Here is a 25,309-nt window from a genome sequence, read left to right on the forward strand (position 1 = left end):
AAGACCAAGCCATCCTCCGCCACGACGGTCCCGGCCGTCGGTTGTGTCGGTCCGGTACGGTTCGTGATAGACTGCTCCATGGGGAGCGAGCGTGCCCTATCTCTGGGAGACGGCGGTGGACGTCGGGGCTTGGCTGCGCGGGCTCGGCTTGAGCCGGTACCAGCAGGCGTTCCGCGACCACGACATCGACGCGGGCCTGCTGCCGACGCTGACCGCCGACGACCTGCGCGAGCTCGGGGTCGCCTCGCTTGGCCACCGCAAGCGGATCCTGGCCGCGATCGCTACCCTGGCCGAGCCGGTCGACCCGCAGCCTTCGCCAGCGCCACCCATGGCGCCCGACCTACCAACGGGCTCGCAGGCCGAGCGCCGGCAGCTCACGGTGGTCTTCGCCGACCTCGCCGGCTCGACCGCGCTTTCGTCCCATCTCGACCCCGAGGAGATGCGGGAGATCCTGCGCGCCTATCAGAACACGGTGGCGGGCGAGATAGCCCGTTTCGAGGGCCACATCGCCAAGTTCATGGGCGACGGCGTGCTGGCCTATTTCGGCTGGCCAAAGGCGCACGAGGATGAGGCCGAGCGCGCCGTGCGGGCCGGCTTGGCGATCGTCGAGGCCGTCGGCCGGCTCGCTACCCCGGCGGGTGAGCCGCTTGCGGTGCGGGTTGGCATTGCGACCGGCCTCGTGGTCGTGGGCGACCTCGTCGGCGAGGGTGCCGCCCAGGAGGAGGCGGTGGTGGGCGAGACGCCGAACCTGGCCGCCCGACTCCAGGGGGTAGCCACACCCGGTGCCGTGGTGATTGCGGACGGCACGCGCCAGCTTCTGGGCGAGGTGTTCGAGCTGCGCGGACTCGGGCCGACCCGGCTCAAGGGCTTTGTCCGGCCCGTGCGCGGATTTCGGGTCCTGGGCGAGCGCCCCACCGGCAGCCGCTTCGAGGCTCGGCGATCGGGTCGGCTGCTGCCGATGATCGGGCGCGACCAGGAGCTGGCGTTCCTGCTCGAACGCTGGCGGCGGGCCGCGGCCGGTGAGGGCCAGGCGGTGCTTCTGGTTGGCGAGGCCGGTATCGGCAAGTCCCGCCTGGTCCGGGCGATGCTCGATGCGGTCGCCGGGGGCGAGCACACCGCGCTCCGCTACCAGTGCTCGCCCTACCATACCGGCACGGCACTGCATCCCGTGATCGAGCAGCTCACGCGGGCGGCAGACCTGGCCCGCGAGGATCCGCCGGCGGCCCGGCTCGCCAAGCTCGAGGTGCTGCTCGCCCATGGCACCACCGCTCTGGCCGCGACGGTGCCGCTGATCGCGGCGCTGCTCGGCCTTCCGACCGGGAAGCACCACCCGTTGCCCGATCTGACGCCTCAGCAGCAGAAAGAGCGGACACTACGCGCGCTGGTCGAGCAGCTCGTGGGCTTGGCGGCAAAAGGGCCGGTGGTGGTAGTGCTCGAGGACGCCCACTGGAGCGACCCGACCACACAGGAGCTGTTCGACCTCGCCCTCGAGCGGGTGGCGCACCTGCCGGTGTTGGTGGTGATTACCTGCCGCCCCGAGTTCGTCCCGCCCTGGGCGAGCCGTGCCCACATCGCGGCGCTGACGCTGGGCCGCCTGGAGCGGGGCGCGGCGGCGGCGCTGGTGGAGCAGATCGCGGGCGATCGGGTCCTTCCCGCCGCGGTGCACGAGCAGATCCTGACCAAGACGGAAGGCGTGCCACTGTTTGTCGAGGAGCTGACCAAGACCGTGCTCGAATCGGGCCTGTTCGGGGATGCAGGCGGGCGCAACGAGGGGTCGACCGGTCCGCTGCCGCTGCTGGCGATTCCAGCCACCCTGCAGGATTCGTTGCTGGCGCGGCTCGACCGGCTGGCACCGGTCAAGGCAGTGGCGCAGATCGCCGCGGTGATCGGGCGGGAGTTCGCCTACTCCCTCCTCGCCCAGGTGGCATCGCTGCCGGAGGCGGATCTGGTCCAGGCCCTGGACCGGCTCACCAGGGCCGAGCTGGTGCTCGCACACGGGACGCCGCCCGAGGCGACCTACAGCTTCAAGCACGCGCTCGTGCAGGACACGGCCTACCAGAGCCTGCTCAAGAGCTGCCGTCAGCAGCTTCATGCCCGGATCGCGCAGGTACTGGAGGAGCGGTTCTCGGACGTGGCCGAGACCCAGCCCGAGCTGCTGGCCCGGCACTATCGGGCGGCAGGGCAGACCGAGAAGGCAATCGCCTACTGGTATAAGGCCGGACGGCGGGCGATGATGCAGTCGGCGATGCTGGAAGCGGCCGCCCAGCTCACGCAGGCTCTGGAGCTGCTGGAGGGGCTATCTCCCGGCTCCGATCGCGACCGCCAGGAGGTCGATCTGCAGGTCACGCTAGGCGAGGCGCTCATCGCCACCGAAGGTTGGGCGGCGCCCCAGGTCGGCAGGGCCTACGGGCGTGCCCGCGAATTGTGCGCGGAGGAGGCCCGGCTTCCCCAGCTCTTGGCCGCCCTCGCGGGGCTGTGCACGCATCACCTGCACTGCTCCGGTACGAAGGTCGCCCTCGAGTTCGCCGAGGAATTGCTGCACTTGGCCGAAAGACGGCAGCAGCGATGGGCACGGGCCGCAGGGCACCGCTTCCTGGCCTTGAGCATGATATTCAATGGCGAGCTTCTGCCCGAGGCTCTCTGGCATTTCGAGCGGGCCCTGGCTCTCTACCGTCCGGCCGACCTCACCTCGGCGGTGTATCCGGCGCGAGTCGACAGCCGTGTCCTGTGCCCCGCGTTCACGGCACTGATCCTGCAATGGCAGGGCTATCCGGAGCGGGCGCTTGCTCGCAGCCGAGAGGCTCTGGCCACGGCGTACGAGCTGGGTCACGCTTACACGACGAGCCAGGCGTTATTCCTGAACTGCTGGTTCCACCGGATCCGCGGCGATGTGGCGATCGTCCGAGAACGGGCCGCGGCGTTGGTCGAACTGGCGACGGAGCACGGCTTCCCGACATGGCTGGCGAGCGGGATGGTCTTTCGCGGCTGGGCGCTTGCCGCCAGGGGTGAGATCGCGGCCGGCATCGCCGAGATGCGTCAAGGCTTGGCGCGCTACCGAGCGGTAGGCTCGCTGCTCGTGCAGCCGCACTCTCTCGGCCTGCTCGCCGGTGTGATCACCCGGGCGGGTAATTCGACCGAGGCGTTGGTTCTGCTGGCCGAGGCGCTGGCGATCGTGGACAGGATGGAGGAGCGCTGGTTCGAAGCAGAGCTGCACCGCCTCATGGGTGAGGCACTCCTGCAGATTGCCATCCCCAACGCCGCGGCTGCCGAAGCCTGCTTCCGCAAGGCGATCGCGGTGGCCCAGGCGCAAGGTACGCGGTGGTGGGAGCTGCGTGCTGCGACCTCGCTGGCCCGGCTCTGGGCGACGCAAGGCGAGCGGCGCAAGGGCCATGACCTGCTCGCCCCGATCTACGGCTGGTTCACCGAGGGGTTCGACATGCCGGACTTGCAGGAAGCGAGAGCACTGCTGGACGAGGTGGCGCTGGCACCCCAGGTAGCCGGCGCAGTGGTGTGCCGCCGCTCTGGTGAATGATCCGGGCTAACGGAGCCTTTCCCGATGCCGAGCCGATGCACCTGGCAAGGCATAGAAGCTCGTTCATCCTTTGCCGATTCACACGCTGGCGAACGTCACGGCTCCCGATCTCCCAGCCGAGCCGGGGGGGAGCGGGGTCGGGGCACGGCCAACCCGCCTGGAACGACTCCAGATGGCCGGGTCGAGCCCGGTCATGGAGCATGAAAGCACGCTCCCGATCCGTCCGAAGCAAGCTCCGACGGTACGGGTCGGACGAAAGAAAAGCCGGACGCTCGCACGTCCGGCAAGGTCGGGTCCAGGGAGGCAAAGGATGCAAGTCCATTCTTTGCCTCTTTTCTTGCCGAGGGTCTGTGAGAGAGCGCACAGAAATGCCGTTCACGATGCCCGATGCCACGAGCCCTCGCCGGCCCTTCCGACGACCCGACCGGCAACGGCTCCGGCACCCCGCTGGCGGGCAGTGCCCGCCCGGCGTCAGCGCTCGGCGAGGGCGAGCTGCTGCGGCGTGGCCTCGATCCGGACCTTGGCCACGCCCTCTTCGATGATGCCGAGGCGGCGGGCGGCGGCTTTGGAGAGGTCGATGACCCGGCCTTTCACGTAGGGCCCGCGGTCGTTGATCTGGACGACGATCGAGCGGCCGTTCTCGAGATTGGTCACCGTCACCTCGCTGCCGAGCGGCAGGTCGCGATGTGCGGCGGTGAGATCGTCCTGGTCGAACGGCTCGCCGCTCGCGGTGCGCCGGCCGTGAAAGCCGGGGCCGTACCAGGACGCCACGCCGACCTGGGCGAAGGCGGCCTGCCCGGTCTCGGGGCGGGCGGCGGCGTGGCCGATGCCCGCGGCGGTGGCGGCGAGCAGAGCGGTGAGCGAGAGAATGCGCAAGGATCGGCGCATGGTCGGGATCTCCTCGTCAGGCCGCCTTCCGGTTCGCTCTCCCGGCATCGCTCCTCCTTTCTCGAGGGAGAGGTACCGAAGCGGCGGCTGCTGGTGTGATCGGACACGCGCGACGGGCGGGGCACGGCGCTCGAGGCCGTATCCCTCCTCTTCGGGCCCGTCGAGAATGGTGTCGGTGACGGGAACGCCTCACGCGGGCCGGCACCTCGAGACGGTGCCTCCGCAGGTGAGGCTCAGAACTTCTCGGCTGCGACCCTGCAGGGTTCGGTGCCGCGTGCCGTCGTCTCGGCCATGGTCGATCCTCCTTCTTTGTTGCACCGCAGCATGAATAACCCGATCCGTCGCCGAGGCAACCGGTTTTTATCGCGCGTCGCGTGGAATAACCGGCCGGATCTTTCGTCGGAGTGGCCTTTGGCTCGTCGGGCTAGCCCCCGGCCGCCGATTTGGCCTAGGTTGGAAGGGCAGGAACAGCCTCGCCTCGGAACGGCATGCTCCAGACGATGAAAGCCCCGACCCACGTGAGCCGAACCACGCCGCGCTATTTCTCCTCGCTCGACATCGAATCGGCCGTGGCGCAGGTGGCCCCTGCCATCCTGGCCCTGCTCGCCGATGGCGTTCCCCGCTCCAAGGCCGCGATCGTCGCGGCCGTCAGCGAGCGCCATCCCAAGACCGACGTGGTGCGGACCCTGATGCGGCTCGCCGTGACCGGGCGGGTGGTGGAGGCGGGAAGAAAGTACCGGCTCCCGCCCGAGGAGGACGCGGCGTAAGCTGCCGCCCGCCGAGGACAAGGAGCGGATCATGGCGGCGGAAAGCTACAAGAGCCGGACCCTCGACGGGCACCGGCTCCACCCCGAGACGTTGATGATGGGCTACGGCTATGCGCCGGCCCTCTCGGAAGGGGCGCTGAAGCCGCCCGTGTTCCTGACCTCGACCTTCGTGTTCGAGAACGCGCAGCAGGGCAAGGACTTCTTCGACCTGACCGCGGGCCGCCGCCGGCCGCGGCCGGGCGAGAAGGTCGGGCTCGTCTATTCGCGCTTCAACAACCCGAACTTCGAGATCCTGGAGGACCGGCTCGCGGTCTGGGACGAGGCCGAGCATTCGGCCGTGTTCGCGAGCGGGATGGCGGCGATCGCGACCCTGATGCTGGCCTTCCTGCGCCCCGGCGACACGATCCTGCACAGCCGCCCGCTCTACGGCGGCACCGAGACCCTGATCAGGAACCAGCTCACCCAGTTCGGGATCACGCCCGTGGGCTTCACCGACGGCACCGATCCGGCCCGGATCCGCGAGGCCGCGGCGGAGGCCCGGGCCAAGGGGCGGGTCGGGCTCGTGATGCTGGAGACACCGGCCAATCCCACGAACGGGCTGGTCGATCTCGCCGCCGTCGCCGAGGTGGCGGACGAGATCGGGAGAGCGCAGGGCCATCGGCCGCCGGTCGCGGTCGACAACACGCTCCTCGGCCCCATGTACCAGCAGCCGCTGAAGCACGGGGCGGACCTCGCCGTCTACTCGCTCACGAAGTACGCGGGCGGGCACAGCGACCTCGTCGCCGGCGGGATCAGCGGCCCGGAGGAGCTCGTCCACAGGATCATCCTCCTGCGGGGCGCTCTCGGCACGCAGCTCGACCCGCATTCCTGCTGGATGCTCCTGCGCTCGCTCGAGACGCTCAAGATCCGGGCCGACCGCGCCAACGACAATGCGCGCCAGGTGGCCGAGTATCTGCGCCGCCACCCCAGGATCAGAGCCGTGCACTATCTCGGCTTCCTCGAGGACACGGACCCGAGGAAGGCCGTGTTCGAGCGGCAGTGCACGGCCGCGGGCTCGACCTTCTCGTTCGACATCGACGGCGGCGAGCCCGAGGCGTTCGCGTTCCTGGATCGGCTCAGGATCATGAAGCTCGCGGTGAGCCTGGGCGGCACCGAGACCCTGATCTCGCACCCGGCCTCGACCACGCATTCGGGGGTGCCGAAGTCCTTGCGCGAGGAGATCGGCCTCACCGACGCGCTGATCCGGATCTCGGTCGGAATCGAGAACCCGGCCGATCTGATCGCGGACCTGGAGCAGGCCCTGGCCTGACGCCTCCCCGGCGGCCGGAACCGGCGCCGCGGCTGCCGGTTTGCCGCACCGGGGCTGCGGCGGAACGCAGTCCCGGAGGAGGATGAACGGACATGCGCAAGACGTTCCTCATCGCCATGACGCTCGCGCTCTTGGCCTCTGCCCCGGCCTGGGCCCAGCAGCAGGGCGCCACGACGCCGCCGACGGGCAAGCTCGGCACCGGCGAGACCGGCGGGGCGCCGGGTGCCACGGCCGGGTCCGGCACCCAGGGCGGCCCCGCCCCGGACCAGACCGAGCCGGGCGGTGGGACGACCGCGGGCCAGGGCACGGCGGCACAGGCGGGCAAGACGGGCACGGGTGCTGCGGCCGGAGCGCCCGGCACGCCGGCGGCACCTGGCACCGAGGGCGGCTGCCCGCCCGGCAAGCAGCCCCAGCCGGGACGGACGAACTGCTGAGGCGAGCGGACGGCAACGGCGGCACCCCGGACAGGATGCCGCCGTCCGCTGCGAGGGTGGGCCGTCAGCGCTCGCGAAACGCGCGCCGCAGCACGTCGTAGAACGGGCGCAGCAGGTAATCGAGCAAGGTGCGCTCGCCGGTGAGGATCATCACCTCCGCCGGCATGCCGCTGAGCAGCGCCACCTCGCCGTCGAGGGCGGCGAGCTCCGCGCGGTCGACCTGTACCTGCGCCTCGAAGTAGGGCTTGCCGGTGCGCTGGTCGGTCAGCCGGTCGGCCGAGACCTCGCGCACCGTGCCGTGCACGATCGGCAGGTTGCGCTGCGGGTAGGCGGTCAGCACCACGCGGGCCGGCAGGCCGCGCCGGACGTCCTTGATGTCCCTGGGATCGAGCTTCGCCGCGATCAGAAGCTCGGCTTGGCTCGGCACGAGATCGAGGATCGGCTCGCCCGGCTTCAGCACGCCGCCCACGGTCGTGGTCTTGAGATCGACCACCCGGCCGTCGACCGGGGCGCGCACCACCGTCCGTGCCAGCGCGTCCTCGCTCGAGGGCAGCCGGTTGCGGATCTCGTCGAGGCGCTTTCTGGCATCGTCGAGATCGGCGTTGACCTGCCGGCGGTCCTCCTGCTCGGCGGTGAGGTTCTCGAGCCGGGCCTGGCCGATCGTCTCGAGGTTGGCGGCGATCCGGCCGCGCAGGCCGGCCTGCTCGCCTTCGATGCCCGCCTTGCTGCGCTGGAGTGCCAGCAGCCGCGGCCTGCGCTCGAGGCCCTTCGCCAGGAGGGCCTGCACGCTTTCGATCTCGGTCGCGATGAGCTCGAGCTGGGTGCCTTGCGCTGCGATCTGCTTCTCGAGGCTGGCGTTCTCCGCCTCGAGCTGGGCGATGCGCTGGTTCGTGATCCAGCGCCGGCCCGCGCGGACGGCATGGTGCGCCGCGAACAGCTCGCGTTGCGTGGCGACGATGCGCGCGACCTCGGGATCGGCCGCTTCCACCTCGAGCGCCGCCGGAAAGACCGGCCGCTCGGCGTCGCCCTGCTCGGCCTCGAGCCGGGCGACGGTGGCGAGGAGAGCGAGGTACTGCCCCTTGAGGACCCCGTGCTCGGCACGGGCGCGGATGTCCTCGAGGGTCACGAGCGGATCGCCGGCGCGGACCGCGCCGCCCTCGCGCACGTGGATCGCGCGGACGATCCCGCCTTCGAGGTGCTGGATCGTCTTGCGCTTGCCCTCGGGGCCGACCACGCCGGGGGCGACGGCGGCGCTGGCGAGCGGCGCCAGCCAGGCCCAGGTGCCGCCTCCGCCGAAGAACAGGAGCACCACGAGCCAGCCGGCGAGGTGCTGCCGCCGGGTCGCCGCGCGCAGGCCGGCGGCGAGCCGGCAGGTGCCGCCCGTGCCGGGGCTGCGGGCGAGGAGGCCGCCGGGAGCCGCAGGCGCGAGGGACCGGGTCGCGAACGTCATGGCTGCTCTCCTGCCGGCGGCATCGCGGCTGCCGCCCGCTTGGGCTGGGGTTCGGGATCGGGTCGCGCCTCCGGCATGGGCACGACGTTGCGCCGCGGCGCTGCCATGAGCCTCGCCTGCACCTCGTCGCGCGGCCCGAACGCCGCCACGCGGCCCTGGCACAGGAGCAGCAGCCGGTCCACGCCGCGCAGCATGGCCGGATGGTGGGTGATCACGACGACGGCCGCACCGCGCTCCTGCAAGGCGCGGATCGTGTGCTGGAGGCGCTGCAGCCCGGCGGCGTCGGCGTGCGAGTCCGGCTCGTCGAGGACGACCAGCGCCGGATCACCGTAGACGGCGCGGCCGAGCGCGATCCGCTGCTGCTCGCCGCCGGAGAGGCGATGGCCTTGCGGCCCGAGCACGGTTTCGTAGCCCTTGGGCAGGCGCAGGATCAGCTCGTGCGCCCCGGCCAGCTCGGCGGCCTTGAGCACCGCCTCCTGGTCGGGGGCGGCCATCCGCGCGATGTTCTCGGCGCAAGAGGCGCGGAACAGGCTCGGATATTGCGGCAGGTAGCCGATGTGGCGGCCGAGCTCGTCGTCGTTCCACTGCTCGAAGGCGGCATGGTCGAGGCGGATGGTGCCACGGCGCGGCGACCAGGCGCCGACCAGAAGATGACCCAGGGTCGACTTGCCCGCACCGGACGGCCCGATGACGCCTAGCACCTCGCCGGGAGCGAGCGTGAAGGAGATGTCGTGCAGCAGCGGTAGCTCCGCACCCGGCGGCACGTAGCCGACCCCCTCGACCACCAGCCGCCCCTGTGGCCGCGGCAGGCGCTGGCGCGGCGGCCGCGCCGGTGCCCGACGGAACAGGTCCTGGAGCATCTTGTGGCCGGCGCGGGCGGCGACGAACGCCTTCCAGGCCGGCAGCGCCCGGTCGATCGGCGCCAGAGCGCGGGCGAGCAGGATCGAGGCCGCGATCATCCCGCCCGAGGTCAGCGCGCGGTCGGTGACGAGCCAGGCGCCGAGCGCCATGACGCCGAGCTGCAGCGCCGAGCGCAGCGCCTGGACGAGGCTCATGATGGCCGCCCCGCGATCGCTCACGCCGATGGCGAGAGCCCCGGCCGCGTCCTGGGCCGTGCGCCAGCGGCGCAGGAGGGCGGTGCGCATGCCCATGGCGGCGGTGGGCTCGGCCAGGCCCTCGGCCTCCTCGGCCAGACGCTGGGTATGCCGGGCCGCCGCCGCTGCGGCTTCGCTGCCGGCCCGGGTCAGGGCCTCGTTGGCGAGCGCGCAGGCGAGGAGCAGGCAGGCGGCGGCCAGCGAGAACAGGCCGAGCAGGGGATGCATGAGGGCGATGGCGAGGAGGAAGACCGGCGTCCAGGGTAGATCCAGGAACGCCACCACGCCTTCGCTGGCGAAGAACTGCTTGATGTCCGAAAGCGCGCGCGCTGCCGCCCCGCGCTCGCGGGTCTGGCCCTGGAGCTTGAGGCCGACCGCGGCGTCGATCGCCGGGGCGCCGAGCTCGCGCTCGAGCCAGTCGCCGATCCGCACGAGGAGCTTGCGGCGGATCCCGCTCAGGAGGCCCATGACGGCGAGCGCTGCCACGGCGACGAGGGTGAGGAGCAGGAGGGTCTCGTGCGAGCCGCTGGAGAGGACCCGGTCGAAGAGCTGCATCGAGTAGAGCGAGCTCACCAGGGTCAAAAGGTTGATGAACAGGCTGAAGGCGCCGACCGACCAGAGCTCGCGGCGGACGGCGGCGCCCGCCTTCTGCAGCAGGTCGGTGGTGCTCGCGGGCCGCAGCACGGCGCGATCCGCCTCGTCGGCGACCGCAGCCGGCGGGCGCCGGTCCGGCATGGGTCTCGTGTCCACGACGGCATCCGTCATCGCGGCTGTCTTTCGGGCAGAGAGGGTGTGGAGGGCAGGGGGCGAGCGCGGCCATCAGGCGGAGCCGGACGAATGGTCCCGATCGAAACCGGTCGCCGTCGGTGCGGCGACATGGATCAGGCTCGGTCTGCCTTCGGCGCAAAGCCCTGCCCGGTCGCTGGGGGCGGATTTGGCGTGATGGGGAAGAGCGCCCTGCAGGACGCTCTTCCCCGCTGGCGATCAGGCGATCGCCGTCACGAGATCGTAGTGGCCGGTATCGTTGGCGAAGCCGGCGACCACGAGAGTGTAAGTGCCGCTGGATGTGGCCAGGAAGTCGAGGTGCGAATCGAACCCGCCGCCGCCATCATCGTCGAACGCCACCGCCGTGCCGAACGGGTCGCGAATGGTCAGGGTCGGGTCGAGGCCGTCCCCATCGACGTCGAAGCTGTAGGCCTGCCCGGCCGTGAGGCGTATGCCGTACGTGTCCACGTCTCCGGCAGGATTGATGTCACTGGAAGCCGTCTGACCAACGGAGATCCGGAACTCTGGCATAATCATACTCCCTTTTGCGCAAACCCGAACAGGATGTTCGGATCAAATTGCGCGTTTCTTGTACTCGAAGACAGATGTCGCCGCTGTGAACCGCTTCACAGCTCGATCGAAATCTTGCTCCGTCTGTCGGAAAGGGAACAGGACACCACTGCCATCTGCCGGCCGAGCGTCGGATGCCGCATTCTTCCGCTCGATTCTCTTTCGAGGGTCGAAGCACCGGCAATCTCCGACCTCTCGGCTTCATCCCATGCCGTCAAGAGGGCGCGGCGGTCGCTGCGGCAAGGATGGGGGTGCTTGCTCTCGCGGGAGCGGCGGGAGAGAATGCTTGCCCCGATCACGGGCCGAAGAGGATGCGATGGCACGGCAGGGCGGCTACCGCCGGCTCGTCGGGCTCGCGCTGGGCACGCTGCTGTGGCCGGTCGCGGGCGCGGCCGAGGTGGCGACCGACGGCACGCTCGGGCCCAGGCTGCGCCTTGCCGGCCCGGAGGTGACGATCCCCGCCCGGCTCGGCCGGATCCGCGGCAAAAACCTGTTCCACAGCTTCGCCCGCTTCGGGGTCGAAGAGGGGCAGCGGGTCACCTTCACCGGGCCTTCGGGGCTCAGGAACATCATCGGCCGGGTCACCGGCGGCGCGGCGTCGGTGATCGACGGCACGCTGGCCTCGGCGGTGCCCGGCGCCGATCTGTGGCTGCTCAATCCCGCGGGCATCCTGTTCGGCCCCGATGCCCGGCTGGCGGTGCAGGGCTCGTTCCATGCCAGCACCGCCGACGAGCTGCGCTTTGCCGACGGGGCGGTGTTCAGCGCGCGTGCGCCGGGCGGGAGCGTGCTCTCGGTGGCGGCGCCACAGGCGTTCGGGTTTCTGGGTGCGAGGCCGGCGCCGGTCACGGTCGACCGGAGCGTGCTCGCCGTGCCGCAAGGCCAGGCGCTCTCGCTCACGGGCGGCGACGTCACGATCCGGGGCGAGGGGGTGGTGAGCGACCTGGACCCGAGCGACGACTTTCCCGACGGCCTCGCCGACACCGCGGGGACAGTACGGGCGCGGGCGGGACGGATCACGCTGGCGGCATTGGGGGGTGCCGGGGCGGTGGCGGTGGCGAGCGGGGCAGCGGTGGGCGCGGTCTCGGGGGCGATCGTGCTGGGCGGTGCGGCAGCGGTGGTGGCGAGCGGCGACGGCGGCGGCACGATCCGCATTCGTGGCGGCCGGCTGGAGCTGGCCGAGCAGGCGCTGGTGAACGCCGACAATCTCGGTGTCACGCCGCCACGGGGCGGCATCGACATCGCTGCCGGGGAGGTCGCGATCTTGGACCGCGGCACCCAGATCGCCAGCCGCAGCCGCGGCGCCGGTGATGCAGGAAACCTGACGGTCAGGGCCGAGGAGCGGCTGTTCATGGAAGGGGGCGGCATCGCTGCTGGCTCGTTCGGCAGCGGCGCTGCGGGCGATATCGTCGTGCAGGCGAGGTCGATGGAGCTGCGCGGCCGCACCGGCATCAGCAGCAACGCCCGCAGCACCGGTCCGGCAGGGGACGTGCGCGTCGAGGCGGACGAGCTGCGCATGGTCGGCACCGGGGCCAGAGGGTTGCTGCCGTTCATCTCCAGCGAGGCCATCAGGGGATCGAGCGGCAACGCCGGGACCGTGACGGTCGAGGTCACGGATGCGCTGGCGCTCCTCGATAGCGCTCGCATCGCCACCAGCACCTTCGGGCCGGGCGAGGCCGGAACCATCGCCGTCACGGCCGGGAGCCTCCTGATCGCGGGCGACAACCCGCGGGTCTATACCGGCATCAACAGCCGCAACGACGTGTACGGCACCGGTCAGGGCGGCACGGTCACGGTGCGCGTCGCGGGTCGGGCCGAGATCAGCGGCAGGGGCAGCGCGATCACCACGAGCACCTTGTCGGGCGGGAGAGCCGGAGACGTGCATGTCTCCGCCGGACGGCTGCATCTCGGGGATCACGGTGAGATCAGTTCGTCGGGAACGTCCGGACCGGCCGGAAACGTGCTCGTGACCGCCGGCACGCTCGAGCTCGATCATGCCCGCCTGCTGGTGGAGGGCCGGGGTGCGAATGGCGGCCGCATCGCCGTCGACGCGGCCGAGCTGATCGATCTCGACGGGTCGGAGATAGTCTCGGACGGCGACCGGCCCGAGCCGGGATCGAGCATCATCCGACTCACCGCGCCGCTGGTCACGATCAACGGCAGTCGGGTCACCTCTCTTGCCGGAGGGCGGCCATCGAGTGGCAGCGGCGAGGTCGGCATCTTCGGCGGCGCGACCGTGATCTCGTCCGACAGCTTCGTCGCGGCGAGCTCGGCGGTGACGGTGAGTGGGCTCGAGAGCGAGGTCGGCTCGCGGCTGGCGGCGCCGCAGGGGGTGTTCCTGAATGCCGGCGAGCTGCTGCGGGCGAGCTGCGCCGCGCGGCGGACGGCCGCGGCCAGCAGCTTCACGGCGATGGGCCGCGGCGGGCTGCCGCGCGATCCGGCGGCAGCGCTCCCCGGCGCTCATGCCCGGGCCGCGGCAACCGGCCGGGCCGGGCCGGTGCTCGCCGCCCGCTTCGCCGAGGGCTGCAGGGCGGAGCCGGGCGGTTGAAGCGCTCTTGCCGCGAACGCGAGGGCATGGCCGAAGAGGCCTCGGAGATCGGCCTTGAGCGGCGCGGCCGTTGCGAGGATAATTCTCGTTCCTCGCGAAATCGGCCAAGAGAATGTCCAAAGACGAGACGTCGGCGCGAAAGGCTCTGCTGAGCGGACATCCGCTCTTCGCCGAGCTGCGGGCCGAGGAGCTCGAGCAGATCGTCCGCGTCGCCACCGAGCGTTGCTATGCGCACGGCCAGCTCGTCTTCCAGCGCGGCGACCCCGGCACCAGCCTCCTGGGGGTGCTCGCCGGCCGCGTGCGGATCGGCCTCTCCTCGGAGGACGGCAAGGAGGTCACGTTCGGCATTCTCGGTCCGGGCGAGCTGTTCGGCGAGATCGGGGCGCTCGACGGCCAGGGCCGGACGGCCGACGCCGTCGCCATGGACGGGTGCCGCCTCCTGGTGCTCGAGCACCGCGATTTCCTGTCGTTCCTCGAGCGGAATCCGCGCTGCGCCGTCCGGCTCTTGCAGATCTTGTGCGCGCGCATGCGCAAGGCCACGGGCGTGTGCGAGAGCCTGGCGCTGCTCGACGTGCCGGTGCGGCTGGCGCGCCTGCTGCTCCAGCTCGCCCTGGATCACGGCGAGCCGACCGGAGAGGGCCGCCGCATCGCGCTCAGGCTCTCGCAGCAGGAGCTCGGCAACCTCATCGCCGCCACCCGGGAGAGCGTCAACAAGCACCTCAAGGCCTGGGAGGCCGAGGGGCTGATCGGCATGGAGCAGGGCCGTCTCGTCCTGAACGACATCGAGGCGATGCGGCTCTTGAGCGGATGCCTGCGATGAGCGGCCACCTTCGAAGGACGAGCCGCGCCCGCCTGGGAGCCGTCCTGCTCGTCGTCCTCCTAGCGGCGCTCCCTGCCGGTGCGGCGGAGCCGGTCGACGCGGTGCTGCGCCAGGCGCGCGCGGCGCAGGACCAGGGCCTGCACCGGCGCGCCATCGACCTGTTGACGACGGCGCTCGCCGAGGCCGAGCGCCGCGGCGAGCCCGAGCCGCTCGCCATGGTCCTGGGCGGCCTCGGCAGCGCCTACCTGCAGGCCGGGCAGCCGGACCGGGCGCGGCCGGCGCTCGAGCGGAGCCTCGGGCTCGCGCAGCGGAACGGGCTCGTGCGCACCCGTGTCGCCGTGCTCACCGACCTCGGCAACCTGCTCGTGAGCGAGGGGCGCCTCGAGGAGGCGCTCGATACCTACGACACGGCCACGGCGCTGGCGCGAAGCCTCGGCCGGCGCGATCTCCTCGCCCATGCCCTGATCGACGGGGCGAGGGCGGCGCTGCGTCGGGACGATCCGGCCGGGGCGGAGCGGCGCCTCGAGGAAGCGGCGCAGAACCTCGCCGCGGACGGGCCGCGGCCGGATCTGGCCTTCGATCTTCTCGCCGTGGCCCGCCTCCTGCTCGACCTGCCGCCGACCCCGGAGCGGCGGGCGCAGGCCTACGCGACGCTGCGCCGTGCCGCGGCGCTCGCCGACGAGACGGGCGACCAGCGGCTTCTGTCCTATGCCATGGGCTACATGGCCCAGCTCTACGAGGCCGAGGCGCGCGCCGACGAGGCGCTCGCCCTCTCCCGCCGCGCCGCCTGGCTCGCCGAGCAGGCCCGCTCCCCCGACCCGCTCTATGCCTGGCAGCGGCAGATCGGCCGGCTCCTCGCCGCGAAGGGCCGGACGGGCGAGGCGATCGCGGCCTACCAGGACGCCGTGCGCACGCTCGACGACATCCGGCTCGACCTGCCGACCTTCGACCCCAGGACCGGCCGCTCGCTGTTCCGCGAGGTGGTGGGGCCGATCTTCCTCGAGCTGACCGATCTCCTGCTCAAGCAGGCGGCGCGCGTCGATCCGGCCAGCGCCCAGACCTATCTCAAGGAGGCGCGGCTCACCGTCGAGACCACCAAAGCGATCGAGCTCGAGGACTATTTCCAGGACGACTGCGTCGCCCAGCTCCAGGCCCGCATCCGTCCCGTCGACCGGATCGGCGAGCGGACGGCGGCCCTCTACCCCATCGTCCTGCCGGACCGGACCGAACTTCTCTTGAGCCTGCCCGACGGCACCATCGCCCGCGCCACCACGCCGGTCGGGGCGGGCAGGATCGCGGAAGAGGCCACGAGTCTGCGCCGGGGGCTCGAGACGCGCGCGAACCGCCGCTATCTGCCGCTGGCACAGCAGCTCTACGGCTGGCTGCTCCGTCCCTTCGAGGATGCGCTGGCACGGCAGCGCATCGACACGCTCGTCTTCATTCCGGACGGCGCTCTGCGCACCGTTCCCCTTGCAGCGCTCCACGACGGACAGCGCTTCGTCGTCGAGCGCTTCGCGGTCGCGACCGAGCCCGGCCTCAACCTCCTCGACCCGCGCCCCATCGAGCGGACCCGCCTGCGCCTCCTGCTCGCCGGCCTCACCAAGGGTGTCCAGGGGTTCACGCCGCTGCCCCACGTCGAGGACGAGCTGAAGGCGCTCGCGCGCCAGCATCCGGGTGTGCTGCTGCTCGACGAGGCCTTCGTGACGTCGCAGGTGCAGCGCTCGCTCGAGGCCGCTCCGTTCTCGGTCGTCCACATCGCCTCGCACGCCCAGTTCACGAGCGATCCCAAGAACAGCTTTCTTCTCACCTTCGACGGCCGGCTCGACGTCGACGGCCTCGAGCGGCTGATCGAGCCGAGCCGCTTTCGCGACCGCCCGGTCGAGCTTCTGACGCTGAGCGCCTGCACGACGGCGGCCGGCGACGACCGGGCGGCGCTGGGCCTCGCCGGCATCGCGGTCAAGGCCGGTGCCCGCAGCGCGCTCGCCTCGCTCTGGTTCATCAACGACGAGGCCGCGGCGGAGCTGGTCACCGCCTTCTACGACGCCCTGGCCGAGCCCGGCGCCACCAAGGCCCGGGCGCTGCAGGAGGCGCAGCTGCACCTCCTGAGGGCGGAGCCCCGCTACCGCCATCCGGCCTACTGGGCGGCGTTCCTCATCATCGGCAACTGGCTCTAGGTGCCATGCCGAGGCGGCCGATCACGAGCGGACCATGGCTTCAGACCCTGCCGCTGGCGCTCGTGATCATGCTCTCGAGCCTCGGCGTGCTGGTCGGCGTCCTCGGCCTGCGCTCGACGGGCGTCCTCCAGCCGCTCGAGCTGCGCGCCTACGACGCGCTCTTGCGCCTCGTCCGGCTTGGCGCCCCGTCCGATCCGCGCATCACGCTGGTCCTCGCGCGCGAGGCCGATCTGACGCGCTACGACTGGCCGCTCAGCGACGACGTCCTCGCCGAGGCGCTCGAGCGGATTCTGGCGCACGAGCCACGCGCGATCGGGCTCGACCTGTTCCGCGACCGCCCGGTGCCGCCGGGGCACGAGCGGCTGGCGCGGCTGCTGCACGACGATCCGCGGGTGTTCGCGGTCATGGCCTATCCCGACGCGACGGGAGACGGGGTGGCGCCGCCGCCCGCCATCGACGATCCGGGGCGGATCGGCTTCGCCGACATGGTGACCGATCCGGACGGCATCGTCCGCCGCGGCCTCCTGCTGCTCGGGGGCGGCGACGAGGCGCACTGGTCCCTGGCCTTGCGGCTCGCCATCGCCTATCTCGCCCCTGCGGGCATCGTGCCCACGGGCGGCGAGGAGGACCCGCGCCTGCTGCGGCTCGGCGCCACGACCTACCTGCCGTTGCAGGCGCACGACGGCGGCTATGCCGGCATCGACGACGGCGGCTACCAGTTCCTGCTCGCCTATCCTGCCGGCCGGGCCGGGTTCACGATCCTCTCGCTCGGGCAGGTCCTCGCCGGTGATTCCGATCCGGCCGCTCTTGCGGGCCGCGTCGTCATCGTCGGCACCATGGCGGAGAGCGTGAAGGACACCTTCCTCACGCCGCTCACGGGCGAGGCCGGAATGCCGGGTGCAGAGCTGCACGCCCAGATCACGAGCCAGCTCGTCCGCCAGGCTCTCGGCGAGGCCCGGCCGCTGCGGCCGGTGCCCTGGCCGGTCGATGCGGCGTGGACCGGGCTCTGGTGCCTTCTGGGGGGGCTCGCGGCGCTCGGGATGCGCCGGTGGCACATCCTGCCGCTCGTCGTCGTCGCGGGCCCGGGCACGCTGTTCACGGTCGCCTTCGGCCTGCTCGCGTTCGGCTACTGGATAGCGCTCCTGCCGCCGCTCTTCGGCGCCGTGGCCACGATGCTGCTGCAGGCGGGCCATCTCTTCCACCGCGAGCGCGCCGAGCGGGCGATGCTCATGCAGCTCTTCGCCACCCACCTCTCGCCCCGCATCGCCGAGGCGCTGTGGCAGGTGCGCGGCGACGTGCTGGAGCGCGGCGGCCTGCGCCCGCAGGCCCTCGAGGCGACCGTGCTGTTCTCCGACGTGCGCGGCTACACCACCATCTCGGAGGCCATGACGCCCTCGATCCTGATGGACTGGCTGAACGACTACATCGCCACCATGGCGGACATCGTCGCCGAGCACGACGGCGTGGTGCTCGAGCTCACGGGCGACGGCGTACTGGCCGTGTTCGGCGTCCCGATATCCCGGTCCGATCCGATGGCGATCGCCCGGGACGCGCGCAACGCCGTCCGCTGCGCCCTTGCCATGAGCGAGGCGCTGCCCGAGCTCAACGCCGCCTTCCGGGCGCGCGGCCTGCCCGAGGCGGCGATCCGCATCGGCATCCACACCGGCCCCGTGGTCGCCGGCAGCCTCGGCAGCGCGGGGCGCCGCAAGTACGCCGTGGTCGGCGACACGGTCAACATCGCCGCCCGGCTCGAGGGCTACGACAAGGGCAGCTTCGCCGTCGACGGACGTGACGGATCTCACTGCCGAATTCTCGTCTCCGGAGCAACCTATGCTTGCCTCGGAGGCGCTTGCACCGCGGTTTCCATTGGCAAGCTCGACCTCAAGGGAAGGGTCGGGCCGATCGCCGTGTACCGCATCATGGTCGCGCCCGATCGGGCGCGGACGCTGGAAGGAGCGGGACGATGAGCAGCAGCAGGATGGGAAGGAGCATGTGTCGGCTGTTGGCCGGCCTCGCCGCCTGCGGGTGGCTCCTGGGCGTGCCGGCAGGGCCGGTCTCGGCCGAGGAAGCCAAGCCGCCGCCGGCTCCGGCGAAGAAGGCGGCGGAGCACGAGCCCGCGAAGACGGTGCAGTACCGGCCGCCCGACTGGAAGGCACCGAAGACGCGGGTGGCGGCGGCGACGCGCGGCCTGGAAGACCCCGGACCCTATCTGACCCTCCTGGTACCCGAGCGTACCGGCTACACGAGCGAGGCGAGCCCCACCCTCTACTGGTACGTCTCGGAGCGCTTCGCGGGCCCGGTCCAAGTGACCCTGCTGAAGGAGCGGGCCATCGAGCCGGTCCTGGAGATGCGGCTGGAGCACGGTGTCGAGGCGGGCGTGCATGCGATCCCGCTGCGCGCCTACAAGGTGGTCCTCGAGCCCGGCGTCGATTACGAATGGTCGGTGACCCTGACCGTCGATCCGAACCGCCCCTCGACCGACAGCTTCGCGAGCGGCACGATCCGCCGCGTGCCCCAGGCAGCGCTGCCGCGGGCCGTGGCCGGTGCCGACGAGCTCGCCGCTCTCGCCGCGCACGGGCTTTGGTACGATGCCGTCGACCTCAGCAGCCGCCTGATCCAGGCGCATCCCGAGGACGTCGCGTGGCGCGAGCTGCGGGCCGAACTCCTGGAGCAGGAAGGGCTGGAGGAGCCGGCCGCCTGGGATCGAACCCTCGCCGGCCTTCAGTAGAGCCGCAACTGCACCTCGAAATGGATGCCCTGGTCCTGCAGGTTCCGGTCCTGCGGGTTGGGCACCTCCTTGAGGGCCACGCCGGCGTAGAGGGCGAGGTTGAAGCCCGGGGCCGGGCTCCAGCGCAGGCCGCTGCCGATGCTGTAGATGTGGTCCGGATCGGGGGTGGGGGAGTCGGTGTTGAAGCCGCCGCCGATGTCCGCGAACGGCGCGAGGTAGAGAATGCCGTCCTCCGGGCTCTCGCTCCAGCCCGGAATCGGCAGCCGGAACAGCGGCAGGCGGTATTCGATCGAGGCGGTGTAGCCGTTGTCGAGCACGAGCAGGTCCTCGCGGTAGCCGCGCACCGTGTCGAGGCCGCCGATCGCGAACTGCTCGAGCGGCAGGAGCGGGTCCGAGGCGAGCTGCAGGCTGCCGCGCAGCACGAGCTGGTGGTCGCCCTCGAACAGCCGCCGCGCCAGCTCGAACTGCCCGAGCCAGGCCAGATAGCGGCTGTCCGGCGCGTCCTTGTTGATGGTGGCGCCGAACGCGTCGAGCCCGAGGCTGAAGGTCGAGCGGAAGGCCACCGCCAGGTCGCGGCCGCGATGGTCCCAGTCCTGCCGGAAGCGCAGGGCCGTGATGTCGCTCTTGCCGTTCTTGGCGCCGGGCGAGAACGAGAACGGCTCGTTCAGCAGCGAGGTCTCGCTGTGCCGCCGCGAGAGGGCGAGCCCCAGCCGCACCTCGTCCGCGACCCGCTGCAGGACCGGGTACGACGCGCCGAACTCGAGGCTCCAGGTGCGGCTCTGGATGTCGAGCTGGTTGAAGGGGTGCTCGACCACGTCGGAGCGCGTGATCTCGCCCGAGCCGTAAAGGCGCAGATCGCTCGCCGTGACCGGCACGGAATAGGCGAGGTAGCCCTGGCGCGAGCCCTCGCTGGCACTCGCTTCGAGCCGCAGCGGGTCGCCGCGGCCGAGCAGGTTGAAGAAGGTGGCGCCGATCTCGCCGTGCTCGGCGCCCACGCTGGGCGACCAGTCGTTGGCGAGCCGCGCGTCGACCCGTAGGCGCCGGCCCTCGACGATGTCGGCCTCGAGCACGCTCGCGCCCGGCCGGGCACCCGGCCCCAGCCGGGCGCCGAGCCGCTCGATCGTGGGATCGAGCAGAAGGAGCTGGAGCTGCTCCTGCAGGTCGCGGACGTTGAGGGGAGGGCCGGCGCCGCGCCGGATCCTGGCCTCGAGGAAGGCGGGATCGAGCGAGCGCAGGCCCTCGAGGCGGATCTCGTCGAGCCTGCCCTCGACGATGCGGAAGGTGACGATGCCCTGGCTCACGTCCTGATCGGGCAAGAGCGCCCCGGAATTGACGTAGCCGCGCTCGACATAGGCGAGGGTGAGCTCGTCCCGGAGCCGCAGCAGTTCCTCGATCGTGAGCGCCCGTCCCTCGTAGCGGCGCACGATGGGCTCGAGCTCGGCCGTGCTCACGACCGTGTTGCCTTCGAGCCGGATCTCGCGCACGAGGACGCTGACACCCTCGGACGGACCGGGTCGGGTCGGCGGCAGCTCGGGTACCGGCGGCAGGACGAAGCCCGGCGAAGGCGGGGGTGGCGGCGGGAGCCGGAGCTCGGGCGCGCCGCCGCCCGGCGCCGTGCGGCGTTCGAAGCCCGGCGCTTGCGCCGCGGCCGGGCCGACGGCGGCCAGTACGCCGGCCGTCGCGACCAGCCACATGGCACCTGGTCGGGAAGCTGCCCGCATCACCGTGCGCCGATCGCCCCGGCCGACGGCTTCCGGCCACCCGGCTCCGCCTCGCCGCCCTCGCTGGAGCGGGCAGCGAGTTTCAGAGGCCGACGGTAGCCGCTCTGCCGTCCCATCGCATCCTTTCTCCAGTCCCGATCGGACCGGGCATTCTCCCCTACTGCCTCGGCAAGAGCAAGCATTGCTCCTCGCCGCCAGGGAACGTCCCGAGACGAGGACGATCGGGTCCGGAGCGCCTTCTCACGCGAAAGGCGGAAAGAAAATCATGACCGAACAACGAAGTGTCGGGATCTTCACGCTGTCGTCATGGAGAGGCGCGTTGACCGATAGCGCGGCTTGCTGTATTATTTTACGACTTCATGCCCTCTGCTTCCCGTCGACCTCACAGCGTTTCTGTCCGCATTCCGTCGGCGCCGAAGAAGGGTAGGCCAATACCTCGCGATGGGCACCGCCGGATCGGGCACATCGGGAGGGTATTCATCATGCCCGGAAGGCATCTCGCCGCCGCTCTGCTGGGGCTGCTGCTCGCCGTCGGCGCGTCCGCAAGCGCCTTCGCCCAGAACCTCACCGGGGTCTGGGTGGGCAACGACGGCGGTACCTACTACGTGCGGCAGATCAACCAGGTGGTCTGGTGGTACGGGGAGAACGCGCTGTTCGCTCCCGGCTTCTCCAACGTGGCCAAGGGCGAGGTCTCGCAGGGCCAGGTGTTCCTGCTCTGGGCCGACGTCCCGAAGGGACGCACGTCCAGCAACGGCGCCCTCGTGCTGCAGATCCAGTCGCCCACGCGGCTGGTGGCGCTGCAGCGGACCGGAGGGTTCGGCGGCAGCGTGTGGACCAGGATCCGCTGATCCCTGTGGCCGGCACGGAGCCCGTCCCGGCTCCGTGCCGGCTTGCCGCGCCGATGCCGACGGCCGGACGTCGACGTCAGACGACGTTGAGCCGGACGGGCACGTTGTTGCGAGTCGCGTTCGAGTAGGGGCAGACCTGATGCGCCTTCTCGACGAGCTGCTGCGCCTGGGCGCGGTCCATGCCGGGCAGCGAGACGTCGAGCTGGATGTCGAGGCCGAAGCCGCCCTCCGAGCGCGGGCCGATGCCGACCGTGGCGGTGACGCTGGTGTCGTCCGGCACCTTGATGCGCTCCTGCGCGGCCACGAACTTCATCGCCCCGATGAAGCAGGCCGCGTAGCCGGCCGCGAACAACTGCTCGGGATTGTTGCCGGGGCCGCCGGCGCCGCCCAGCTCCCTGGGCGTGGAGAGGTTGACCTGGAACGAGCCGTCCTTGGTGGCGGCACGGCCGTCGCGGCCGCCGGTGGCGGTGGCGGACGTGGTGTACTTGACGTCGACGGGCATCCCTGACCTCCGTTCCCTGGGGTGACGACGCGCGGCCCGCGCCGGGCCGGCACCGAAGAGGAAAGACTAGGGGACGAGGCCGTGGCTGGCCAGGGGCGAGACGGATTCTTCCGGCGCCGCGGCGTCGGCCGTCACGGTCCCGAGATCGCCGTCGCGGCGCCGTGCTTCCAGCGCGAGGGGCCGTCCGTGACCCTCGGGCGGCGGCCGGATCTCCGCCGCTTCCGGCGACTTCTGCGCCTGCGGCCGCGCCTCGTCCGATGCCAGCCTCTCCGGTCCCGGCCCGTCTGCCGGACCGAAAGGCCGGGCTCCGTTGCCTCGATCGGGACGGCTCGTCGCTGGCGGAAGGATGCCCGTGCCGCGCCCGTCCCGAGCCAGCCGGGTCAGAATGTCGGCTCGACCTTCAGGCCCAGCTCCGCGCCCAGCCATTTCGTGAACAGGCGCAGGGTGTGGCGCTGGCGCGCGCTGCGCGGAAAGACCAGATGGTGGCCCACATAGCGGATGTCCTCGGCACATCCAGCCAGAGGGCGTACCAGCCGTCCGCTGGCGAGCTCGCGCTCGGTGAGCCGGGTCGACTCCAGGGTCACCCCGAGCCCGTCGGCAGCAGCGGCGATCGCAAGAAAGCTCCGGTCGAAGCGAACCCCTTGCGGCCGGGGAGCCGGGAGACCGTTGCGTGCGAACCAGTCCGACCAGCGGACCTGCTTGGTCTCGCTCTCGATCAGGATGTGGTCGAACAGATCCATCGGCGTCTTGATCGTCCGCCCGAGTTCCGGCGTGCAGAGCGGGGTAACCGTCTCCTCGCCCAAAGGTATGACGACGAGCCCCTCCTGATGCGGCAGGCCATAAACGATGTCCGCGTCGAACTCGTCGTTGAGGAACCGCGTGTAGTCGGTGCCCGCCGCCAGCCGGACCTCGATGCCGGGGTGATCGCGCAGGAATCTCGGCAGACGCGGCATCAGCCATTGCGTGGCGAAGCTGGGCGCGCTGTGCAGGCGCAGGAGCTGGGGGCCGCGGGTCGATACCATCTCCAGGCCGCGACGCAGCTCCTCGAACGCGACGCCGACGTGCCGCATCAGCGCCTCGCCCTCGGGGGTCAGGCGAACCGCTCGGCCGTCGCGCGTGAACAGGCTCGCCCCCAGCGTCTGCTCCAGCTTGCGGACGGCGTGGCTCACGGCGCTCGGTGTCAGGCCGAGCTCCGCCGCGGCGAAGCGGAACGAGCCGGTGCGCCCGGCCGCCTCGAACGCGCGCAGGATCGACAGCGGCACCTGATGCAGCATGGGTCAGATGAATCATATTCATCGAAAGGTGTAAAGATCGCGTTTGTGCCGACGAAGCAGATGAAGGAGAGTCACCGCCGAACCGAGGTCACGTGATCGGGAGACACGGATGCTTCTGGCCGGCAAGGTGGCCGTCATCTCCGGTGCCGCCAATCCGCGCGGGATCGGGCTCGCAACCGCGCGGCTGTTCGCGACGCACGGCGCCAGGGTCGCCATCCTGGATCTTGACGAGACGGCGGCACGGGACGCGGCGGCAGGGCTCGGCGCCGAGCACCGTGGTTTCGCCTGCGACGTGACCGATCCGGCCGCCTGCAAGGAGGCGGCCCGGCGCGCACTCGCGGCGTTCGGCCAGGTCGACGTCCTGATCAACAACGCCGGCATCACCCAGCCGGTCAAGCTCATGGATATCACGCCCGACGACTTGCACCGCATCCTCGAGGTGAACCTGAGCGGCGTCCTTTACCTGAGCCAGGCCTTCATCCCGCACATGCGCGAGCGCAGGCAGGGCTCGATCGCGTGCATGTCCTCGGTTTCCGCCCAGCGCGGCGGCGGCATCTTCGGCGGGCCGCACTATTCGGCCGCCAAGGCCGGCGTGCTGGGGCTGGCGAAGGCGATGGCGCGCGAGCTCGGGCCGGATGGCATCCGGGTGAACTGCGTGACGCCCGGCCTGATCCAGACCGACATCACCGGCGGCAAGCTCACCGACGCGATGCGGCAGGAGATCCTCAAGGGGATTCCCCTGAACCGGCTCGGCACGGCCGACGACATCGCCGGCATCTACCTGTTCCTCGCCTCCGACCTCTCCGCCTACGTCACCGGTGCGGTGATCGATGCCAACGGCGGCATGCTGATCCACGGCTGAGCGGACAGCCCGGGCGCGGCCCCGGCGCGGGCCGGCCCGAACCCTTGTCGGACATGGAGGGAGAGCATCATGGAGACGAGCGGCGGGGCTGCACGGCCCCTGTCCAACGTATCCCTTGCCCAGCGGGCCCATCGTATCCGCCGCAACGCCTTGCGCATGGGCGAGGTCCAGGGCCAGGGCTACATCGCCCAGGCGCTCGGCGTCGCCGACGTGCTGGCCGTGGCCTACTTCCACGCCCTGCGCTACCGCCCCGAGGAGCCCTACTGGGAGGGGCGCGACCGCTTCCTGCTCTCGATCGGGCATTACGCCATCGCCCTTTACGCGGCGCTGATCGAGGCGGGGATCCTCCCCGAGGAGGAGCTCGAGACCTACGGCGGCGACGACAGCCGCCTGCCGATGTCGGGCATGGCGAGCTACACGCCGGGGATGGAGATCAGCGGCGGCTCGCTCGGCATCGGCCTCGGCATCGCCGTCGGCATGTGTCTCGGGCTGAGGCGGAAGGGGTCCGACCGCTTCGTCTACAACCTGATGTCCGACGGCGAGCTGGGCGAAGGCCCGACCTGGGAGGCGGCCATGTCGGCCGGCCACTGGAAGCTCGGCAACCTGATCTGCCTCGTGGACGTGAACCGGATGCAGGCCGACGGGCCGTCGCCCGAGGTGCTGAACGCCGAGCCGCTGCCGGCCAAGTGGGAGGCCTTCGGCTGGCACGCGCAGCGGGTGGACGGCAACGACATCGACGCGCTGGTGCGGGCGTTCGACACGGCGCGCGCGCTGGATGAGCCCAAGCCGCGCGTGATCATCTGCGACACCAAGATGGCGAAGGGCGTCCCCTTCCTGGAGGCCCGCGAGAAGTCGCACTTCCTGCGGGTGGAGCAGCACGAATGGGCAAAGGCACTGGCGGCGCTCGACGCCGGGAGGCAGGCATGAGCCGGACGAAACGCGGGCCGTGGCGGGGCGGTGCAGGGATCCAGGTGACGGCCGGGCAGGCGGAGGGCGGGCAGCCCCCCGAGCAGACCCCGAAGCAGC

At 71.4% G+C, this 25,309-nt stretch carries 19 protein-coding genes; 12 read left to right on the forward strand and 7 right to left on the reverse strand.

Features of this window, described 5'->3' with window-relative positions; translation table 11 throughout:
• Window positions 1-91: 91 nt before the first annotated feature.
• Entirely contained in the window at window positions 92-3,532 is a 3,441-nt protein-coding gene (locus U1T56_RS12740) for an AAA family ATPase (RefSeq protein ID WP_418159860.1), read from the forward strand.
• 471 nt (window positions 3,533-4,003) lie between these two features.
• Here the strand turns inward: U1T56_RS12740 and U1T56_RS12745 are convergent, their stop codons facing one another.
• Complete coding sequence (locus tag U1T56_RS12745) at window positions 4,004-4,420, reverse strand: septal ring lytic transglycosylase RlpA family protein (protein WP_418159861.1); 417 nt, start codon at window positions 4,418-4,420, stop codon at window positions 4,004-4,006.
• Between the two features lie 518 nt (window positions 4,421-4,938).
• On the opposite strand from U1T56_RS12745, the gene U1T56_RS12750 reads away from it, so the two are divergent.
• The 3 genes from U1T56_RS12750 (at window position 4,939) to U1T56_RS12760 (ending at window position 6,930) form a co-directional block, all read left to right on the forward strand.
• Window positions 4,939-5,187 carry a hypothetical protein gene (locus U1T56_RS12750; protein ID WP_418159862.1) on the forward strand — a complete coding sequence of 83 codons (249 nt, stop codon included), beginning with the start codon at window positions 4,939-4,941 and terminating at the stop codon, window positions 5,185-5,187.
• 31 nt (window positions 5,188-5,218) lie between these two features.
• Complete coding sequence (locus tag U1T56_RS12755) at window positions 5,219-6,496, forward strand: cystathionine gamma-synthase family protein (RefSeq protein ID WP_418159863.1); 1,278 nt, start codon at window positions 5,219-5,221, stop codon at window positions 6,494-6,496.
• A gap of 92 nt (window positions 6,497-6,588) precedes the next feature.
• Window positions 6,589-6,930 (forward strand): hypothetical protein, encoded by a 342-nt coding sequence (locus U1T56_RS12760; protein ID WP_418159864.1) that lies wholly within the window; start codon window positions 6,589-6,591, stop codon window positions 6,928-6,930.
• A 64-nt stretch (window positions 6,931-6,994) separates the two neighbouring features.
• Here the strand turns inward: U1T56_RS12760 and U1T56_RS12765 are convergent, their stop codons facing one another.
• The 3 genes from U1T56_RS12765 to U1T56_RS12775 all read right to left on the reverse strand — a co-directional run bounded on the left by U1T56_RS12765 (window position 6,995) and on the right by U1T56_RS12775 (window position 10,770).
• On the reverse strand, window positions 6,995-8,380 hold the full coding sequence (locus U1T56_RS12765; RefSeq protein ID WP_418159865.1) for an HlyD family type I secretion periplasmic adaptor subunit: 1,386 nt from the start codon (window positions 8,378-8,380) through the stop codon (window positions 6,995-6,997).
• Window positions 8,377-10,224: a type I secretion system permease/ATPase gene (locus tag U1T56_RS12770; RefSeq protein WP_418159866.1), complete on the reverse strand. Its 1,848-nt coding sequence runs from the start codon at window positions 10,222-10,224 to the stop codon at window positions 8,377-8,379. The genes U1T56_RS12765 and U1T56_RS12770 overlap by 4 nt, the downstream gene beginning before the upstream one ends.
• A gap of 234 nt (window positions 10,225-10,458) precedes the next feature.
• Window positions 10,459-10,770 carry a PPC domain-containing protein gene (locus U1T56_RS12775; RefSeq protein ID WP_418159867.1) on the reverse strand — a complete coding sequence of 104 codons (312 nt, stop codon included), beginning with the start codon at window positions 10,768-10,770 and terminating at the stop codon, window positions 10,459-10,461.
• 325 nt (window positions 10,771-11,095) lie between these two features.
• Between U1T56_RS12775 and U1T56_RS12780 the strand changes: the two genes are divergently transcribed.
• The 5 genes from U1T56_RS12780 to U1T56_RS12800 all read left to right on the forward strand — a co-directional run bounded on the left by U1T56_RS12780 (window position 11,096) and on the right by U1T56_RS12800 (window position 19,076).
• Window positions 11,096-13,354, forward strand: a complete 2,259-nt coding sequence (locus tag U1T56_RS12780; protein WP_418159868.1) for a two-partner secretion domain-containing protein — start codon at window positions 11,096-11,098, stop codon at window positions 13,352-13,354.
• A 112-nt stretch (window positions 13,355-13,466) separates the two neighbouring features.
• Entirely contained in the window at window positions 13,467-14,174 is a 708-nt protein-coding gene (locus U1T56_RS12785) for a Crp/Fnr family transcriptional regulator (protein ID WP_418159869.1), read from the forward strand.
• A complete protein-coding gene (locus U1T56_RS12790; protein ID WP_418159870.1) occupies window positions 14,171-16,348 on the forward strand; it encodes a CHAT domain-containing protein in 2,178 nt (725 codons plus the stop codon). The genes U1T56_RS12785 and U1T56_RS12790 overlap by 4 nt, the downstream gene beginning before the upstream one ends.
• Window positions 16,349-16,353: 5 nt before the next feature.
• A complete protein-coding gene (locus tag U1T56_RS12795; RefSeq protein ID WP_418159871.1) occupies window positions 16,354-18,315 on the forward strand; it encodes a CHASE2 domain-containing protein in 1,962 nt (653 codons plus the stop codon).
• 23 nt (window positions 18,316-18,338) lie between these two features.
• On the forward strand, window positions 18,339-19,076 hold the full coding sequence (locus U1T56_RS12800; RefSeq protein ID WP_418159872.1) for a DUF928 domain-containing protein: 738 nt from the start codon (window positions 18,339-18,341) through the stop codon (window positions 19,074-19,076).
• Here the strand turns inward: U1T56_RS12800 and U1T56_RS12805 are convergent.
• Window positions 19,070-20,770 (reverse strand): ShlB/FhaC/HecB family hemolysin secretion/activation protein, encoded by a 1,701-nt coding sequence (locus U1T56_RS12805; RefSeq protein ID WP_418159873.1) that lies wholly within the window; start codon window positions 20,768-20,770, stop codon window positions 19,070-19,072. The two genes, U1T56_RS12800 and U1T56_RS12805, sit on opposite strands and share 7 nt — an antisense overlap.
• Before the next feature lie 509 nt (window positions 20,771-21,279).
• On the opposite strand from U1T56_RS12805, the gene U1T56_RS12810 reads away from it, so the two are divergent.
• Window positions 21,280-21,645: a hypothetical protein gene (locus tag U1T56_RS12810; RefSeq protein WP_418159874.1), complete on the forward strand. Its 366-nt coding sequence runs from the start codon at window positions 21,280-21,282 to the stop codon at window positions 21,643-21,645.
• Window positions 21,646-21,721: 76 nt separating this feature from the next.
• Here U1T56_RS12810 and U1T56_RS12815 read toward each other — a convergent pair whose 3' ends face one another.
• Window positions 21,722-22,147, reverse strand: a complete 426-nt coding sequence (locus U1T56_RS12815; protein ID WP_418159875.1) for an organic hydroperoxide resistance protein — start codon at window positions 22,145-22,147, stop codon at window positions 21,722-21,724.
• A gap of 380 nt (window positions 22,148-22,527) precedes the next feature.
• Window positions 22,528-23,421, reverse strand: a complete 894-nt coding sequence (locus tag U1T56_RS12820; protein WP_418159876.1) for a LysR substrate-binding domain-containing protein — start codon at window positions 23,419-23,421, stop codon at window positions 22,528-22,530.
• A gap of 109 nt (window positions 23,422-23,530) precedes the next feature.
• Between U1T56_RS12820 and U1T56_RS12825 the strand changes: the two genes are divergently transcribed.
• Entirely contained in the window at window positions 23,531-24,283 is a 753-nt protein-coding gene (locus U1T56_RS12825; RefSeq protein WP_418159877.1) for an SDR family NAD(P)-dependent oxidoreductase, read from the forward strand.
• Window positions 24,284-24,352: 69 nt separating this feature from the next.
• A complete protein-coding gene (locus U1T56_RS12830; protein WP_418159878.1) occupies window positions 24,353-25,210 on the forward strand; it encodes a transketolase in 858 nt (285 codons plus the stop codon).
• Window positions 25,211-25,309 lie beyond the last annotated feature (99 nt).

The organism is Benzoatithermus flavus, assembly GCF_037908215.1.
Taxonomy (GTDB): Bacteria; Pseudomonadota; Alphaproteobacteria; order Geminicoccales; family Geminicoccaceae; genus Benzoatithermus; species Benzoatithermus flavus.